Origin of the sequence: Thalassospira sp. MIT121401, from assembly GCF_047125595.1 — a bacterium.
GTDB lineage: Bacteria > Pseudomonadota > Alphaproteobacteria > Rhodospirillales > Thalassospiraceae > Thalassospira > Thalassospira povalilytica.
Genome location: NZ_CP138926.1, coordinates 3,898,735 through 3,914,410 on the forward strand (window position 1 = coordinate 3,898,735; position 15,676 = coordinate 3,914,410).

Genomic DNA, 15,676 nt, shown 5'->3' on the forward strand with positions numbered 1-15,676 from the left:
TCGACAGTATAACAGTATTGGCTTACTGTTCTTTTGCCACCAGCAAAGGAACCTGCCCCATGCCGTCACTTGCCGAGATCGGGCTGTATTTGCCCGGAATATTGCTATCCTATGCCGCCCTTCTGGTCGGATTGATCAGCCCCGGCCCTGCTCTTTTGGGCCTGATGGGGGTATCGCTTGAACAGGGACGCTTCGCCGGACAGCGTTTTGCGCTGGGCATTGGAACCGGGTCGTTTTCCATCGGGCTTTTGACCCTGACCGGGTTGTCGGCGGTTCTTGCCGCCTATGCCGATGCCATGACCGCCATTCGCATTTTTGGTGGCCTGTATTTGCTGTGGATGTCCTATCGGGCGTTTCGCACCGCCTTTCGCAAGGCCGCACCTGCCGATCCACAAGGGACAGGCAACGCGACCGATGGCAGGTCATCACGCCAGATTTCCGGACGCGGATATTATTTCCGCGGGCTTGCGCTTCATCTGACCAACCCCAAAGCCATCCTGACCTGGATTGCGATCATTTCGATCGGCTTTCACCAGGGTGCCCCGTTATGGGTTGGCGCAGCCATCGTGATCGGATGCGGCATGATTTCGACAAGTATCCATTTGCTTTATGCCACCGCCTTTTCGACGGCCCCGGCCATATCGATCTATCGCCGGGCAGCCAACTGGATCAACGGGGTGCTTGGCGTATTTTTTGCCGTGGTTGGATTGCGGCTGCTGGTCAATCGCTGACTGGCGGGGGATCGGCCAGTTCGGCCTTGGTCAGCCGACGGGTCGTCACCCCGTTTTTAAGATCAAGCCAGCCCGAAAATATCGTCAGCCAAACAGCAATCAGCATGACATAGGCAATCTGCTGATCCATCACCCAAAGCGTGGCCGCAGCAAAGGCACACCAGATCAGCGGCACCGGCAGAAGTAACCAGCGCCAAGTGCCGCGCGCCATCAGAACAAACCCCAATGTGCCCAGTGCGGTCGGATCGGCTGCACTGCCAAACAGTTCCGCCTGTATCAGATCACGCCCTTCAAGCAGTCCGACAAACGGATAGATCACGATTGCCACAACCATGATCGCAGCCCCGACATAAGATGTCAGATCCCCGCGCCAGCCAAACCGCAACGGCAACGGACGGGCGGCAAAAACCAAAAGCAACAGGACCTCGATCACAAAGCCCGGCAGGATATAGGCCACCGCCCAGTTGATCGGCTGATAATATTGCCAGACAAAGCCATAGCTGGCCCAAGCCCAGATCAGCGACAGCAAAACAAGGATCACCCGGTTGCCGCGATGGCCATGGCGCATCGCCATGCCAGCCGCCACCAGACCGGCAACAAAGGCCGCAAGTACCGCCATCCACCACACGCTGTTCATGGTTTCAAACAAACGGTAATAAACACGCGGCGAAAACAGCAGAAAATCCGCCAGTCCGTAATCCCACCATTCGGTCATGCCAGCTTTCCCATATCCTGTTTCCTAGATCAGAACGCCGATAACCGCTGCGATCTGTTCGCGCATCTTGTCATCGGGCAAACGTCCGGTTGCTGCGCGCATGTTTTCCGCCGCGTGGGCCGGGTTGGTCGTGGCCGGGATCGGACAGGTCACGGACGGATGGGCAATCAGATATTTCAAAATCAGCTGAGCCCAGCTTTCCACTTCAAGCTCGGCGGCAAATTCCGGCAAAGGTTCACCTTCCAGCTGATCAAGAAGACTGCCACCGCGAAACGGACGATTGACGATGACGGCAATGCCCCGGTCATAGGCCAGCGGCAGCAAATATTCCTCGACCTTACGGTCGACCGGGTTGTACGTCACCTGAACGAAATCAAGCCGTTCGTTTTTCATCACCGCAATCAGGTCTTCGGTCCGCCGCCCGTGGGATGTCGTCACCCCGACATAGCGCAACTGCCCTTCATTCTTCAGGCGGAAAAGAAGCGGCAGATTATCATTGATCCCCAAAAGATTATGGACCTGCAAAAGGTCAAATTTTCGGGTGTTCCAGCGTTTGCGTGTTTCGGAAATCTGATCAAGCCCGTCCCCGGACGTCCAGACCTTGTCGGTTGAAAACACCCGGTCATGGGCCCCCAGTTTATCAAGACAATAACCGATAACTTCCTGGGCCGATCCATACATAGGCGAACTGTCGATCATCCGCCCGCCGGCATTGAAAAACGCCGATACCACATCCGCGCACTGATCACGCAGGGCCATGTCATTGCCGACATTGAACGTGATCCAGCTGCCAAGTCCGACCGCCGGAATTGCTTCGCCGGTGGACGGTACCTGTTTGCGGATAATGTCGGGAACATCCTTGCGCAGGGCGCCATGCGCCACACCGGGCATCAAGCCCCCCAAAGAGGCCGACAGGCCAAGCGCACCGGCCCCTTGCATAAATCTGCGACGGTCAATTTCAGACATGAAAGACGTTGCCTTCCTGTTGGGTCCAATCCGTTCCGAACCATGATCCAACATGAATTGGGCAGAAATCTGCCCATTCGCAACCTTTGGTATTTATAGCCCGTCTGTTGCCCGCCCAAACAAAAAGGCCGCAAGCACATTGCTTGCGGCCTTTTGTGATTTAAAGCTCGGATATGCCTTATACGCGCTTCCAGCTAGTACCTTCCTTGAAGTCTTCAAGGATGATGCCGCGCGCCAGAAGATCATCACGGATCTTGTCAGCAGTTGCGAAATCCTTGTTCTTCTTGGCGTCGGCACGCTGGGCAATCAGGCCTTCGATCTCGGCTGCCTCATCCGCATCGGCAGAACCGGTAAACCAGGCTTCCGGATCACCTTCCAGAATACCAAGCAACTTGGCCGCGGCCAGGATTTTACCCTTGGCCTCGGCGCGTTCATACTTGGTTTCGGCCTTGTTGAAACGGGTCACAAGGTTATGGAACTCGGCAATCGCAAGCGGCGTATTAAGATCATCACACAGCGCATCAAGAACCGCACGGGGCACCGGCACATTTTCCGGGGTCACGTCCGCACTTTGACGAAGGGCGGTATAGAAACGATCAAGCGCCTCTTTGGCCTGACGCAGGTTTTCTTCCGTCCAGTTGATCGGCTGATGATAATGGGTGCCCATCATCGCCAGACGGATGGCTTCGCCCGGCCATTTTTCCAGAAGCTCATGCACGGTGACAAAGTTGCCAAGCGACTTGGACATCTTTTCACCTTCGACCATCAGATGGCCGTTATGCATCCAGTATTTGGCATAGCTCGAACCCTTGTTCGCGCAGCAGCTTTGCGCCAGTTCGTTTTCATGGTGCGGGAACACCAGATCCGAACCGCCGCCATGGATGTCAAAGTTTTCACCGAGATAACGGGTCGACATGGCCGAGCATTCAATATGCCAGCCCGGACGACCACGGCCCCACGGGCTGTCCCAGCCCGGAATGTCATCTTCGGACGGTTTCCACAGAACAAAGTCCGCCGGGTCCTGTTTATAGGGGGCGACTTCAACGCGGGCACCGGCAATCATTTCCTTGCGATCACGGCGTGACAATTTGCCATAGTCGTCAAACTTGCTGACCGAAAACAGAACGTGGCCTTCGGCGGCATAGGCAAAGCCCTGCTCGATCAGGCTTTCGCACATGGCGATCATTTCGGCGATATGTTCGGTCGCACGCGGTTCGATATCGGGCTTGGCGGCATTCAGCGCGCCCATATCATCAAGATATGCCTGATGCGTGCGCTTGGTGATTTCGGAAATCGGCTCGCCGCTTTCCTTGGCACGGGCATTGATCTTGTCGTCAACGTCGGTGACGTTCCGGACATAGGTTACCTTGGGATAGATATGGCGCAGAACGCGCACCAGCGTATCAAACACCACGACCGGGCGCGCATTGCCGACATGGGCATAGTCGTAAACGGTCGGGCCGCAGACATAAAGGCGCACGTGATCGGGATCGATCGGCTCGAACACCTGCTTTTCGCGGGTCAGCGTGTCATAGATACGAAGGGTCTTGGTCATGTCAAAATTGTCCGTTTGGCTGTATTGGCGATTGAATGCGGGCATTTCCGGCGATCAAAGCAGATGCTCAGACCGCCTTCCCACACAACCGCGCACGCGCCTTTTCAGAACCGATCAGAACCAGCATTGCCGACATTTCCGGGCCATGTTCACGCGCGGTCAGCGCCTTGCGAAGCGGCATGAAAAGCTGTTTGCCCTTGCGGCCCGTCGCCTCCTTGAGCGCCCCGGTCCAGGTTTTCCAGCTGGTTGCGTCAAGCTCACCTTCAGGCAGCATATCGGCCGCCTGCTTGACGAACTCGGCATCCTCGGCATCGATTTCCGGGATCACGGTCTGATGAATAACGTCCCACCATTCCAGGGCCTCGGCCACGCGCCAGCAATTGCCGCGCACCGCATTCCAGAACATCTCGTTGGCATCATTCATGCCCGCCGCAACCAGTTTCGGCTGCGCGGTTTCAAACGGCATGTCATGGATGACTTTTTCGTTCAGGCTGGCCAGTTCGGCCGGATCGAATTTCGGCGTCGAACGGCCGTAATGATCCAGATCGAATTTATCAAGAACCTGGGTCAGGCTGGCCGGTTCGATTTTATCCGATGCCCCAAGACCGGTCAAAAGCCCCACAAGAGCTTCGACCTCGAACCCGTCATTGCGCAATTCACGCAGCGACAAACTTCCCAGACGTTTGGAAAGCTGCGAACCACCCGGTCCGGCCAAAAGCGGCATATGGGCAAATTCAAGCGCACCCGGCTTACCGCCAAGGGCAAGATACAGCAAAATCTGCGACACGGTGTTGGTCACGTGATCTTCGCCGCGAATGATGTGGGTAACCCCCATTTCAAGGTCATCCACCACCGAGCCCAGCATATAAAGCAGCGATCCGTCTTCGCGGATCAAGACCGGATCCGACACATGTTCGGTGTCAAACGAGCAAATCCCGCGCGTCAGATCGTCCCATTCAACCATGCCGTCGGTCAGAAGGAAACGCCAGTGCGGCTTGCGGCCTTCGGCTTCGAGTGCCTTGATCTCGTCAGGCGACAGGGTCAGCGCCTTACGGTCATAGATGAAAGGCTGGTGACGCTGGCGGGCGGCCTTGCGTTTCCAGTTCAGCTCACCTTCGGTTTCATAGCACGGATAAAGCAATTCACGCTTTTTCAGGTCGGCGATTGCCGCATCATATTTGTCCTGACGAAGCGACTGGCGTTCTTCGCGGTCCCAGTCAATGCCAAGCCATTCCAGATCTTCACGGATGGCATCAACATATTCATCCTTGGAACGCTCCGGATCGGTATCGTCAAAGCGCAGAATGAATTGGCCACCCGATTTACGGGCATAAAGCCAGTTCATCATGGCAACGCGGGCATTACCAACATGGAGAAGCCCGGTCGGGCTGGGGGCAAATCGAAGGACAGGTTTTGTCATATCTAACTTTTCAGTTCACTTGAATCACGTAACAAGGTTCGTGAAGCCATTGGTGATCGGATAGCGACGGTCACGGCCAAAGGCGCGCGGGGTGATCTTGACCCCCGGCGGTGCCTGACGGCGCTTATATTCCGCCCGGTCGAGCAACCGCCAGACCCGGCGTACTGTGGCCTCGTCGTGACCACTATCCACGATTTCGCGTACTGACCGCTCGCCTTCAATCATCTGATGAAGAATATCATCAAGAACATCATAAGGCGGCAGACTATCTTCATCTTTCTGATCCGGGCGCAATTCGGCGGATGGCGGTTTGGTAATGATCCGTTCGGGGATCACCATGCCATCCGGGCCAAGTGCCCCGGCCGGTTTGTGTTCGTTGCGCCAGTGGCACAGGGCAAACACCGTGGTTTTATAAAGGTCTTTCAGAACCGAATAGCCACCACACATGTCGCCATAAAGCGTGGCATAGCCGACCGACATTTCCGACTTGTTGCCGGTGGTCAGCACCATGTGGCCAAACTTGTTTGAAATCCCCATCAGGATGATCCCGCGCGAACGGGCCTGAATGTTTTCTTCGGTGATGTCGGCGTCACGCCCGTCAAAGGCCGGGGCCAGCATCTGTTCGAACGCGGCCATGGCCGGACCGATATTGATGCTTTCAATCCCGGTTTTCAGCATCCCCGCACAAATTTCCGCGTCTTCCAGGCTTTCACGCGACGTATAGGGCGACGGCATCATTACCAGCCGCACCCGATCCGATCCCAGCGCATCAACCGCAACCGCGGCCGAAAGCGCACTGTCAATACCGCCCGACATGCCGATCACGACACCGGGGAACCGGTTTTTATTCACATAATCGCGCAAGCCCAGAACAAGGGTCTGATAGATCGCATCAAGGCCAACCGGATAATCGGCCTTGGGCACATCATCGCCGCAACGCCATTTGCCGTTATCGTCCTTCGACCATGTGGTCACGACAACGTCCTCGGCAAAGGCCGGCAGGGCAACCGCAAGCGATCCGTCGCCATTAAGCCCGAACGATCCGCCATCAAAGACCAGCTCGTCCTGACCGCCAACTTCGTTGCAATAGATCATCGGTGCGCCGGTTTCCGAAACGCGGTCCTCGATCAGTTTGCGGCGCAAATCGCCCTTATCTGCTTCGAACGGTGATCCGTTGGGCACCAGGAAAATCTCGGCCCCGGCTTTGGCAAGATGACCGACCACATTGGAGGTCCAGACATCTTCGCAAATCGGAACGCCAAGTTTGACGCCCCTGAACGAAACCGGTTCTGGCATCGGACCGGCTGCGAAAACGCGTTTTTCATCAAACACGCCATAATTCGGCAGATCCTGCTTGGCCCGGACATCAACGATCTTGCCCTGATCAATCAGGAGAACCGCATTATGACGGATACCGTCAATTTCCCATGGCGTGGTCAACAGCAATGCCGGACCATTTTCGCGTTTGGCTGTCTGTTCGCAAATGCTGGCGACGGCTTCATGCAGGTGACGCATGAAAGCAGGCTTCATCACCAGGTCTTCCGGCGGATAGCCCGACAACACCAATTCGGAATACAAAACAATATCAGCGCCCCGATCGGCCGCAGATTCCCAGGCAGCCACAACCTTGTCCCGGTTACCGGCAACATCGCCGACAATCGGGTTAAGCTGGGCAATCGCAATGGCAAGCATATTTGTCATGATGTTGGAATAGGAGCCGCCTTACGCGGTGTCAATTGCGGAATACGCAATATCCCATGTTTCAAACGAGATTGCCATTCCTGCATGGCAGAATTGCAGTACCTCAAATCCCGCTAATTGACTGGGATCGCAGTCTGTTTCTGCATCTGTCATGATTTTTTCATGTTGATAATGACTTGCAATTCCGCAAGCAGCCCGGTCTATTTCACCCGACCGTGAACACACGGCAAAAAACATAACAATTGATACGAGCAAACAAAATGGCCAACAGCCCCACCTCTGCCGCCGAAATGGCGGTGGTAACCATTTCCCATATCCCGGGTCGGGAGATCAGCGAAAACCTTGGTATCGTTTTTGGCAGTTCGGTACGCAGCCGCAGCTTCCTGTTTGATATTTTCGCGACTTTCAAAAACCTTTTCGGTGGCGAAGTCCGATCCTATACCCGACTTCTTGAAGACGCCCAGCACGAAGCCACCAGCCGTCTGGTCGCCCAGGCACAAAAAATGGATGCCGATGCTGTCGTTGACGTCCATTTCGCCACATCCCAGGTTGCCTACAAAGCCGCCGAGATTTTTGCATACGGCACGGCCGTAAGACTGAAATAAGGAACAGGTGCATTTATCATGGAAGACCTGTTTCTTCCGGGAATTGCACTGACCATCCTGATCGGAATCGCCTATTTGACCGGCCGTCTGGCCGACAGGGCACATGAACGCGCGCTTGTGCGCGACGAAGCATTGTTGCCCCATCAATATCTTGATTCCGGGGATGCAGTTCCCGACACAGTTTCAATACAGCAATCCCGCATGGTGACCGGCAAGGTCGTCATTGCCGAAGACCGTTTTCGCAATCTGCTGGCGCGCTTGCGCGTTTTTGTTGGCGGACGTCTTGCCGCCCACGAGGCCGCCGTTATCCGTGCCAAACGCGAAGCCGTCCTGCGCCTGCGCATCAATGCCAAGGGGGCAAGCCACATCATCGGGCTTCGGTTCCAGTCGGCCGAAATCAGTCGCGGCATGATCGAAATGATCGCATCGGGCACCGCCCTTTATACCGATCATCGTCCAACGGGTGGCAAACCGGCCTCCCTGCCCGATGACGGGGTGAATATCAGTCACCGCAATCTGTTGACCGAACTGGCATCGGCCAGCATGGCATTTCTTTTGATCTGCTGGGGGATTTATACCGCAAGCGGCTTTGCCATCGAATGGGCAGCAAGCAGCATCTCGGTAAAGGACGAAGTCGCGATCTGGTCTGAACTTGAACCGGAAATCATTGACGGCCATCGCGTCGGTTCCCAACGCAATGTGTTTGAAAACTATCTGGTTGATCTGATCAATTCTGTCCCCAAAGAGGCCCTTGGACCGGCACGTGATTATGACTTTGACGTCATGATCATTGCTGATTCGTCGCCAAATGCCGCGGCCCTGCCCGGCGGCCTGATCCTGGTCAATAGCGGGATGCTTGATCTGGTCGAAAGCGAGAACGAGCTTCTGTCGATCCTTGGTCATGAAATCGGTCACTATAACGGCCGCGATCATCTTGAAGGACTGGGACGCGAAATTGTCGGTGTCGCCTTGTCCGCCATGATGTTCCAGACCGATGCGATTTTGACAACATGGGTCGCCGGATGGCCGAAATTGCTGGCTGATCGGGATCATTCGCGCAGTCAGGAACTCGATGCCGATGACTGGAGCCTCAAGATCCTGATGGCGAAATACGGTCATGTTGGCGGCGTATCGCGGACCTTTGAAAAACTGGCTGCCATGCAGGGGGATCACAGCGTCATGGACTATCTGTCGACACATCCCCACCCGATAGACCGCGTAAACCGGCTTGATGACATGGCCCGTGAACGGGGACTTCCGATTGGCGAGACGATCGACCTGCAAACCGGGTTTGATAACTTTCTTAAAAAGTTTGACGAAATCCCGGCCCAGTCTTTGGAATTCCAATAAACAACAACTTTCCGACACAGGATATTGAACAATGCGTGGACTTTTCGCCCCGTTCCGCTTTCTGAGCGTCAGCGGCCAGCCCAATACCGAATTCTGGCTGACCCAGTGCATCATTCTGGCATCAACCGTTCTGGGTGTGTATCTGGCAAGCTTTGCCGGCTTTGAGATTGCCGTCGATTTCGACCGTTATCAAAGCACATCCGATGTCTATAACCTTGAACGATCGCTCGAAGCGGAATTTGTCGACAATATCGAAAAAGTCGAAACCTGGATTGCCGAATATCCGGAAGGCCCCATGACCTGGCACGCCCCGCAACTTGCGCCGCGCGAACGCCACAAACTTGATGATATGGTCTGGGAAACCATGCGTTATTCCCCGCGCACTTTCGAGGTCGATCCGCAAATCATTACCGGTGTGCGCCGGTTCTATTCCGACATTGACGCCCAGATGACCATCATGTTCATGCAGCAAAATGCCAATGGCATGGCGCGCAATGCCCTTAAGAATATGGGGGAAATCGTCGCCACGGCACGTAACGGCGTCCTGCCGTTGCTCAGATCGGAAATCGAACGTCTGGACGGGGAACTGGCAGAAATGACGGACTGACCGTCATCTGCCATATCCGAACATCACAAAGCCGGGGCAAAACTGTCCCGGCTTTTTCTTTCGATGGATCCGGGAAAGCGGGCCAAACGACGCCTTCCGTCCCGCCAAGCTGCACGCCAAAGTGACCGCTCAAAGCGCAAGTGCGGCGTCGATTTCATCCTGGCTCATGGTTTTGGCCGAACCGTGGATAATGCCACTGGCGACATCCATGAATTTTTGCAGCGATACGGTGATGGCATGCGCGGTTTCGCGCAAAAGTGCCTCGTTCCCGTCCGCAATGATGGCTTCAAGCTGGGTTATCGCGTGGGCAACAATGGTATTGAGGTGATTGATCGTTTCTTCAAACGGTTGACGGAATCGCGGCGGCACATGTTCATAGGCCTCGATCGCCAGTTCCTTGTCGGAAAAGGTGCTATCGCGGAAATGGTCCTGATAGCTTTTCGGTGCCCATTCCTTGCAATCCTCGATCATGTCAGGCATGTCCGGCACCATTTCGAGAAGCATCACGATCTCATTGAAATGATTGAGATAATCGGTCGCCAAAAGCGTGGTCGAGGAAATATTTGTTCCCTCTACTTTCTGTTGCCATTCGGTGAAATCCGCTTCATCCACCATCCGCGTTGCGACCTCTTGAATTTTGTTCTTGTGCAGGATTGCCCTGAATTTCTTTATACTTAAGGATATTTCATGGCGTTTGGTAGAGGTTTTTTTACAGCCAGGCCCCTTGATTGCACGACGAAACGTTCCTGTACCGCAATTTAACCCACAAAATACTGATATTCAGCCCCCAAACGGGACTCAATTTTGTGAAATTGCCTGCATCACCAACCATCATCACCCCGAACACACCAAAATCGCAAGAAATTCGTCCGCAGTAATGCGTCTGCGATGTTCGTTTCCTGTCGATCACGGTCCTTATCGACCATCGGGGCCGCCTTATAAAACAAGGCGCCCGGTTTCCCGGACGCCTTGCTGATCGACACGCATGTCGAAATATTCGAAATCAGATCAGGCAGAAGCCGCAAGCTGCTCTGCGCGGATGCTGTCGCGTTCTTTTTTGATCATTTCGGCCATCAGGAAGGCAAGCTCAAGCGCCTGGCCACCATTAAGGCGCGGATCGCAATGGGTGTGGTAACGATCCGAAAGCGCGTCTTCGGTCACTTCGCGTGCGCCACCGATGCATTCGGTCACGTCCGTTCCGGTCATTTCGAAATGAACGCCACCGGCATGGGTGCCTTCGGCCTTGTGAACGTCAAAGAAGTTTTTGACTTCCGACAGGATCGAATCAAACGGACGGGTTTTGTAACCGTTCGCAGCCTTGATCGTGTTGCCATGCATCGGATCGCACGACCAGACGACCTTGCGGCCCTCGGCCTTAACACGTTTGACCAGACGCGGCAGATGATCACCAACCTTGTCAGCACCCATACGGGCAATCAGGGTCAGACGACCGGCTTCGTTCTGCGGGTTCAGACGATCAATCAGGCGAATCAGATCATCTTCATCCATGGTCGGGCCGCATTTCATGCCAATCGGGTTTTTAACCCCACGCATGAATTCAACATGGGCCCCGTCAAGATTACGGGTACGATCGCCAATCCAAAGCATATGCGCCGAGCAGTCATAATATTCGCCGGTCAGGCTGTCCTGACGGGTCAGGGCCTGCTCATACCCCAGAAGCAATGCTTCGTGCGAGGTATAGAAATCGGTCTCGCGCAACTGCGGGGCACTGTCGGCGGTAATGCCGCAGGCCTGCATGAAGGCGACCGCCTCGTCAATCTGGGTGGTCAGCTTGCTGTAACGTTCGGCCGCCGGGCTGCCATCGACAAAGGACAGGTTCCAGCGATGGATTTTGGTCAGATCGGCAAAACCGCCCTGGGCAAAGGCACGCAGCAGGTTAAGCGTCGCCGCCGACTGGTTATAGGCGCGAATTTGACGCTGCGGATCAGGAATGCGGGCTTCTTCGGTGAACTCGATCCCGTTGACCACGTCACCGCGATAGCTTGGCAGTTCGACGCCATTGATGGTTTCGGTATCGGCCGAACGCGGCTTGGCAAACTGGCCCGCCATCCGGCCGACCTTGACCACCGGGCAGGACGCACCAAAGGTCAGAACAACCGCCATCTGCAACATGACCTTGAAGGTGTCGCGAATGTTGTTCGGATGGAATTCCTTAAAGCTTTCGGCGCAGTCGCCGCCCTGCAGCAGGAAGGCATTGCCTTCTGCGACTTCACCAAGCTTTTCTTTAAGTGCGCGCGCTTCGCCAGCAAATACCAAAGGAGGATAGCTGCCGAGCTCTTGCTCTACGGCCTCGAGGGCCTGTGCATCTGGATAAGTCGGCACCTGCTTGATCGGCAGGTTGCGCCAGCTATCAATGCTCCAGCTCTTGCTCATTTGCTTCCTCTCAATCCGGCATGTTCTTGATCATGCCGCCATTATAACACAAATCCGGTTTTTCGGCGGATTTCCGCCCTGTGGTCCGGTCATTGAACCGGGCCAAACTTGATACGGGGTTTGACCACGCATTTCCACCCCTTCTAGACTTAAGGACGATAAAAACCCGCAATTTTTTACCAACGCACCCAAAAACCACGCAAAATTCCACTCATCCCCGCCAGATTATCCGGATGGCGGCGGGCTTGACCAAACAGTCATAGCAATCAACTAGGTGCGAATCCGCCCATGCGCAATCGCCGGACGGGTTATCCCAACCAGTTATGCCACCCAATTCCGCTGACCAACGACGCTGATCAATTGCACAGTCTGGCAAATGCGGGCACACTGCGCACGCGTCACACCATTGTCCGGACCCTCCATGCCCATTGAAACCATTGCCATTATTGCCTGCGCCTATTTTGTTGCCGCCTTTGTAAAGGGCGCAACGGGTCTCGGGTTTTCGACATCGGCCCTGCCGATCCTGGCCCTTGGACTGGGTCTTAAGGCCGGCATGCCGCTTGTCATCATCCCGTCCCTTGTCAGCAATTCAATAATCATGGTCCAGGCCGGGCATTTCCGCGAAACCGTCAACCGGTTCTGGCCAATGTTTCTGGCGACCATTCCGGGACTTCTGATCGGGCTTGCTGTCCTTGAAATGGTCGACAGCATTGTGGCGGGTGCGGTTCTGGGGCTGGTTCTGATGAATTACGGGGCGATCACGCTGTTTCGCCATGGCAAGCCGATTTCGGACAAGATCGCACGCCGACTGGCGCCGATTTCCGGTTTTTCCACCGGGCTGGTCAATGGCATTACCGGGTCACAGGTGATGCCGGTTCTGCCCTTTCTGCTTTCCATGCGCCTGGATCCCAAACGCTTTATCCAGGCCATCAATATCTCGTTCAGTCTTTCAAGCATCGTAATGGCTTTTGGCCTGAGCCGGATGGGCTTGATGACGCTTGAAACCATCTGGATATCACTTGCCGGACTGGTTCCGGTTTATATCGGAACGAAACTTGGCAGTGCTGTGCGCAACCGCATGGATGCCGAAACATTCCGCAAGGTCGTTCTGATCATGCTGATTATTTTTGGCGTGATCCTTGTTGCGAAATTCGTGACCAACTAAGGCAATCACACATCCCCCGCACGGGGGATGTGGCAGAAAAGCGCGTGCAATCAATCGCATGGAATTTATAGTGGATCAGTAATCCCGAAGCACACCCGCAAAGCGCAAAGCCCGGAAACTGATTTGATGACACGCATTTTGACGATCGCCATTGCGGCGGCGACCCTTTGGCTTGCCACCGCAGCCCACCAAACCGCACACGCCCAAAGTATCACGGCGATGGATGCGTTTTTGCGCGACTTGAAGCACATGCATGTACAGGCCTTGCAGTTCTGCGACAGCAACCGCAACATCATGTCAGCCAGCGACCTTTCCAAGGCCACCAAAGAAAATGACGTTTTCGAGCTGCTGTGTATGCGCGCGCTAAAAGGGCGCAGCATCGCCAATACCGGCTGGACGTTTTACCACGAAGGCGAACGGATTGAGGGCGGCACATCGGATTTTCTGGCAATGTTGAAGGGCTTTAATATCGAAGGAAAGCTGTTCTACACCGTCATCGGCCATCGCAAGATCAAACAACATATCGGCCAACCGAATGCGCGCGTATTCTATCAACCCCGCGCGACACTTTATCGTTATGTCGATGGCGAAATGCAGCACGTCTTTGAATTCATCGATCCGCAAACCATGAACTGGAACAGCCCGGCCCCCGAAAAGCCGGATTTTTCGGCGGCAAGCAAACAGCATTCTGTGGCAATTGATGACGTCTGGAACGCTGTCCTGCTCGAAGAATTCGGTCAGACTGTCAGCTTCATCTCCGCCACCAAATAGCAACACCGATCCTGACTGGCGATCGCTGACGGATCTTGATATCAACGCTTCAATGAAAACCATCGCCCGCCCCGCTTTTGCTGAAACCGAAGAAAAGAAATCACGTTTTCTGGCCGAACTCGTTTTTCATGACGATCTGGCCGGGCGGATTGACGCGTTGCGCGCCCTTCATCCCAAGGCCAACCATCACGTAAATGCCTATCGCTACCTTAATGAGGAAGACCAGCTGATCGAGCATGGCAAGGATGATGGCGAACCGTCGGGGACATCGGGCATCCCGTGCCTCAAGGTTCTTCAGGGACGTGATCTGATCAATGTTGCGGTGATCGTTACCCGCTATTTCGGGGGCACAAAACTGGGCACCGGCGGGCTGGTTCGCGCCTATAGCGGGGCGGCCAACGCGGTGTGTGACGTTGCGGAAATCATTGATTATATCCCGCAGGGCGAGGCTGATCTGTTTGCCGGTTTTTCCGATGCCGGCACACTTGAACAGGCCTGCGCACAGGATGGCATCACCATCCTTGATCGGCAGTTTGACACCCAAGGCACGCGTATCAAAATTGCCGGGCCGCGCGAGATACTTGGCGAACTTGCCAAACGTTTCCCGTTACCCGATGCCGATTAGGCCCGTGACAAATCAGGCCAGCGTTACTTCTGGCGTGACGTGCTTTCGCGTTGCTGAAGCTCAAACCCGAGATCGACGATCTTTTGTTCGGGGACTTCCCCGTCAAGTTCGGCCTTGATCATTTCGACCGCGCGTTTGCCAATAGCATAGCGGTCGGTTCGGATCGAGGTCAGGGACGGGTGACTTGCCGCCATCATTTCAAGGTCGTTAAACCCGATGATGCCCATGTCATCAGGCACGGAAATGCCGGCCTTCTGACAGCCAAACAATGCCCCGAGCGCCAGATCATCATTGTTGCAAAATACCGCATCAAGATCGGACCGGCGTGCCCGCAATTGCCCGATCAGTTCCGCACCGAGCGACACACTGGATGAAACCGTGGTGGTCATGATCAGATCCGGATCATAGCGCCCGCCGATCCGCAGGGCATCCTTGAAGCCTTCAAGACGGCGGTGCGACCGGGGATCCATTCGCGCACCAAGGAAACCGATGCGCTTGTATCCCTTTTGCATAAGATGGGTACCGGCAGCCTTGCCACCTTCGAAATGCGAGAACCCGACCATCATATCAATCGGGTCATCCCCGACTTCCATGATCTGAACCACCGGGCATTCTGCATTTTGCAAAAGTTCGCGGGTGGCATCGGTCTGATCGGTGCCGGCAATGATCATTGCCGATGGCCCCTGCCCCAGGAAGGTCCGCACAAGGCGTTCCTCGTCCTTGGCAACATAACGCGAATTGCCCAGCTGGACCTGAAACGGCCCCTGATCCAGTTCGTCATAAATCGCACGCAAGGTATCGGCGAACACATTGTTGGTGAGCGACGGCACGATCACCCCGACAATATTGGAACGAGTCGAGGCCAATGCGCTGGCATGGGAATGCGGCACGTAATTGAGCTTTCTCACCGCATTATTGATCTTCCTGCGCAGGTGATCAGACACCTTTGAGGGATCACGCAATGCGCGTGAGACTGTGATTGTGCTGACGCCGGCCTTCTCGGCAACATCAGCAATTGTCGGCCGCCCGGCCCCTTTGCGTTTCCTCATACCCTTACATTTATTACGTCTT

General features: G+C 55.1%; 15 protein-coding genes. 7 read left to right on the plus strand and 8 right to left on the minus strand.

What is annotated here, in order from left to right; translation table 11 throughout:
- Positions 1-59: 59 nt before the first annotated feature.
- Positions 60-731: a LysE family translocator gene (locus SIB88_RS18015; protein ID WP_412558721.1), complete on the plus strand. Its 672-nt coding sequence runs from the start codon at positions 60-62 to the stop codon at positions 729-731.
- On the opposite strand, the gene SIB88_RS18020 is transcribed toward SIB88_RS18015, so the two are convergent.
- The 5 genes from SIB88_RS18020 to SIB88_RS18040 all read right to left on the minus strand — a co-directional run bounded on the left by SIB88_RS18020 (position 721) and on the right by SIB88_RS18040 (position 7,088).
- Positions 721-1,446, minus strand: coding sequence for a DUF6064 family protein (locus SIB88_RS18020; protein ID WP_228194353.1), 726 nt, complete (start codon positions 1,444-1,446; stop codon positions 721-723). The two genes, SIB88_RS18015 and SIB88_RS18020, sit on opposite strands and share 11 nt — an antisense overlap.
- A gap of 24 nt (positions 1,447-1,470) precedes the next feature.
- The gene (locus tag SIB88_RS18025; RefSeq protein ID WP_412558722.1) at positions 1,471-2,412 is read right to left on the minus strand and encodes an aldo/keto reductase; all 942 of its coding nucleotides are present in this window, start codon (positions 2,410-2,412) and stop codon (positions 1,471-1,473) included.
- Positions 2,413-2,590: 178 nt separating this feature from the next.
- Positions 2,591-3,967, minus strand: coding sequence for a cysteine--tRNA ligase (gene cysS, locus SIB88_RS18030; RefSeq protein WP_412558723.1), 1,377 nt, complete (start codon positions 3,965-3,967; stop codon positions 2,591-2,593).
- A 67-nt stretch (positions 3,968-4,034) separates the two neighbouring features.
- The gene (gene gltX / locus SIB88_RS18035; protein WP_412558724.1) at positions 4,035-5,387 is read right to left on the minus strand and encodes a glutamate--tRNA ligase; all 1,353 of its coding nucleotides are present in this window, start codon (positions 5,385-5,387) and stop codon (positions 4,035-4,037) included.
- A 24-nt stretch (positions 5,388-5,411) separates the two neighbouring features.
- Positions 5,412-7,088, minus strand: a complete 1,677-nt coding sequence (locus tag SIB88_RS18040; RefSeq protein WP_412558725.1) for an NAD+ synthase — start codon at positions 7,086-7,088, stop codon at positions 5,412-5,414.
- Positions 7,089-7,348: 260 nt separating this feature from the next.
- On the opposite strand from SIB88_RS18040, the gene SIB88_RS18045 reads away from it, so the two are divergent.
- From SIB88_RS18045 to SIB88_RS18055, 3 genes are read left to right on the plus strand one after another with little or no spacing between them, the layout of a single operon-like run.
- Positions 7,349-7,693 carry a YbjQ family protein gene (locus tag SIB88_RS18045; protein WP_082817668.1) on the plus strand — a complete coding sequence of 115 codons (345 nt, stop codon included), beginning with the start codon at positions 7,349-7,351 and terminating at the stop codon, positions 7,691-7,693.
- Positions 7,694-7,711: 18 nt separating this feature from the next.
- The gene (locus SIB88_RS18050) at positions 7,712-9,043 is read left to right on the plus strand and encodes a M48 family metallopeptidase (protein WP_412558726.1); all 1,332 of its coding nucleotides are present in this window, start codon (positions 7,712-7,714) and stop codon (positions 9,041-9,043) included.
- Positions 9,044-9,074: 31 nt separating this feature from the next.
- Positions 9,075-9,650, plus strand: a complete 576-nt coding sequence (locus tag SIB88_RS18055) for a hypothetical protein (RefSeq protein ID WP_412558727.1) — start codon at positions 9,075-9,077, stop codon at positions 9,648-9,650.
- Between the two features lie 129 nt (positions 9,651-9,779).
- Here the strand turns inward: SIB88_RS18055 and SIB88_RS18060 are convergent, their stop codons facing one another.
- The gene (locus tag SIB88_RS18060; protein ID WP_068517214.1) at positions 9,780-10,265 is read right to left on the minus strand and encodes a hypothetical protein; all 486 of its coding nucleotides are present in this window, start codon (positions 10,263-10,265) and stop codon (positions 9,780-9,782) included.
- A 393-nt stretch (positions 10,266-10,658) separates the two neighbouring features.
- A complete protein-coding gene (locus SIB88_RS18065; protein WP_068517216.1) occupies positions 10,659-12,044 on the minus strand; it encodes a class II 3-deoxy-7-phosphoheptulonate synthase in 1,386 nt (461 codons plus the stop codon).
- 421 nt (positions 12,045-12,465) lie between these two features.
- On the opposite strand from SIB88_RS18065, the gene SIB88_RS18070 reads away from it, so the two are divergent.
- The 3 genes from SIB88_RS18070 (at position 12,466) to SIB88_RS18080 (ending at position 14,605) form a co-directional block, all read left to right on the plus strand.
- Complete coding sequence (locus tag SIB88_RS18070; protein WP_206928044.1) at positions 12,466-13,209, plus strand: sulfite exporter TauE/SafE family protein; 744 nt, start codon at positions 12,466-12,468, stop codon at positions 13,207-13,209.
- A gap of 126 nt (positions 13,210-13,335) precedes the next feature.
- The gene (locus SIB88_RS18075; RefSeq protein ID WP_412558728.1) at positions 13,336-13,980 is read left to right on the plus strand and encodes a hypothetical protein; all 645 of its coding nucleotides are present in this window, start codon (positions 13,336-13,338) and stop codon (positions 13,978-13,980) included.
- A gap of 52 nt (positions 13,981-14,032) precedes the next feature.
- Positions 14,033-14,605: an IMPACT family protein gene (locus tag SIB88_RS18080; protein WP_412558729.1), complete on the plus strand. Its 573-nt coding sequence runs from the start codon at positions 14,033-14,035 to the stop codon at positions 14,603-14,605.
- Between the two features lie 23 nt (positions 14,606-14,628).
- On the opposite strand, the gene SIB88_RS18085 is transcribed toward SIB88_RS18080, so the two are convergent.
- Entirely contained in the window at positions 14,629-15,654 is a 1,026-nt protein-coding gene (locus tag SIB88_RS18085) for a LacI family DNA-binding transcriptional regulator (RefSeq protein ID WP_068517220.1), read from the minus strand.
- Positions 15,655-15,676: the final 22 nt, after the last annotated feature.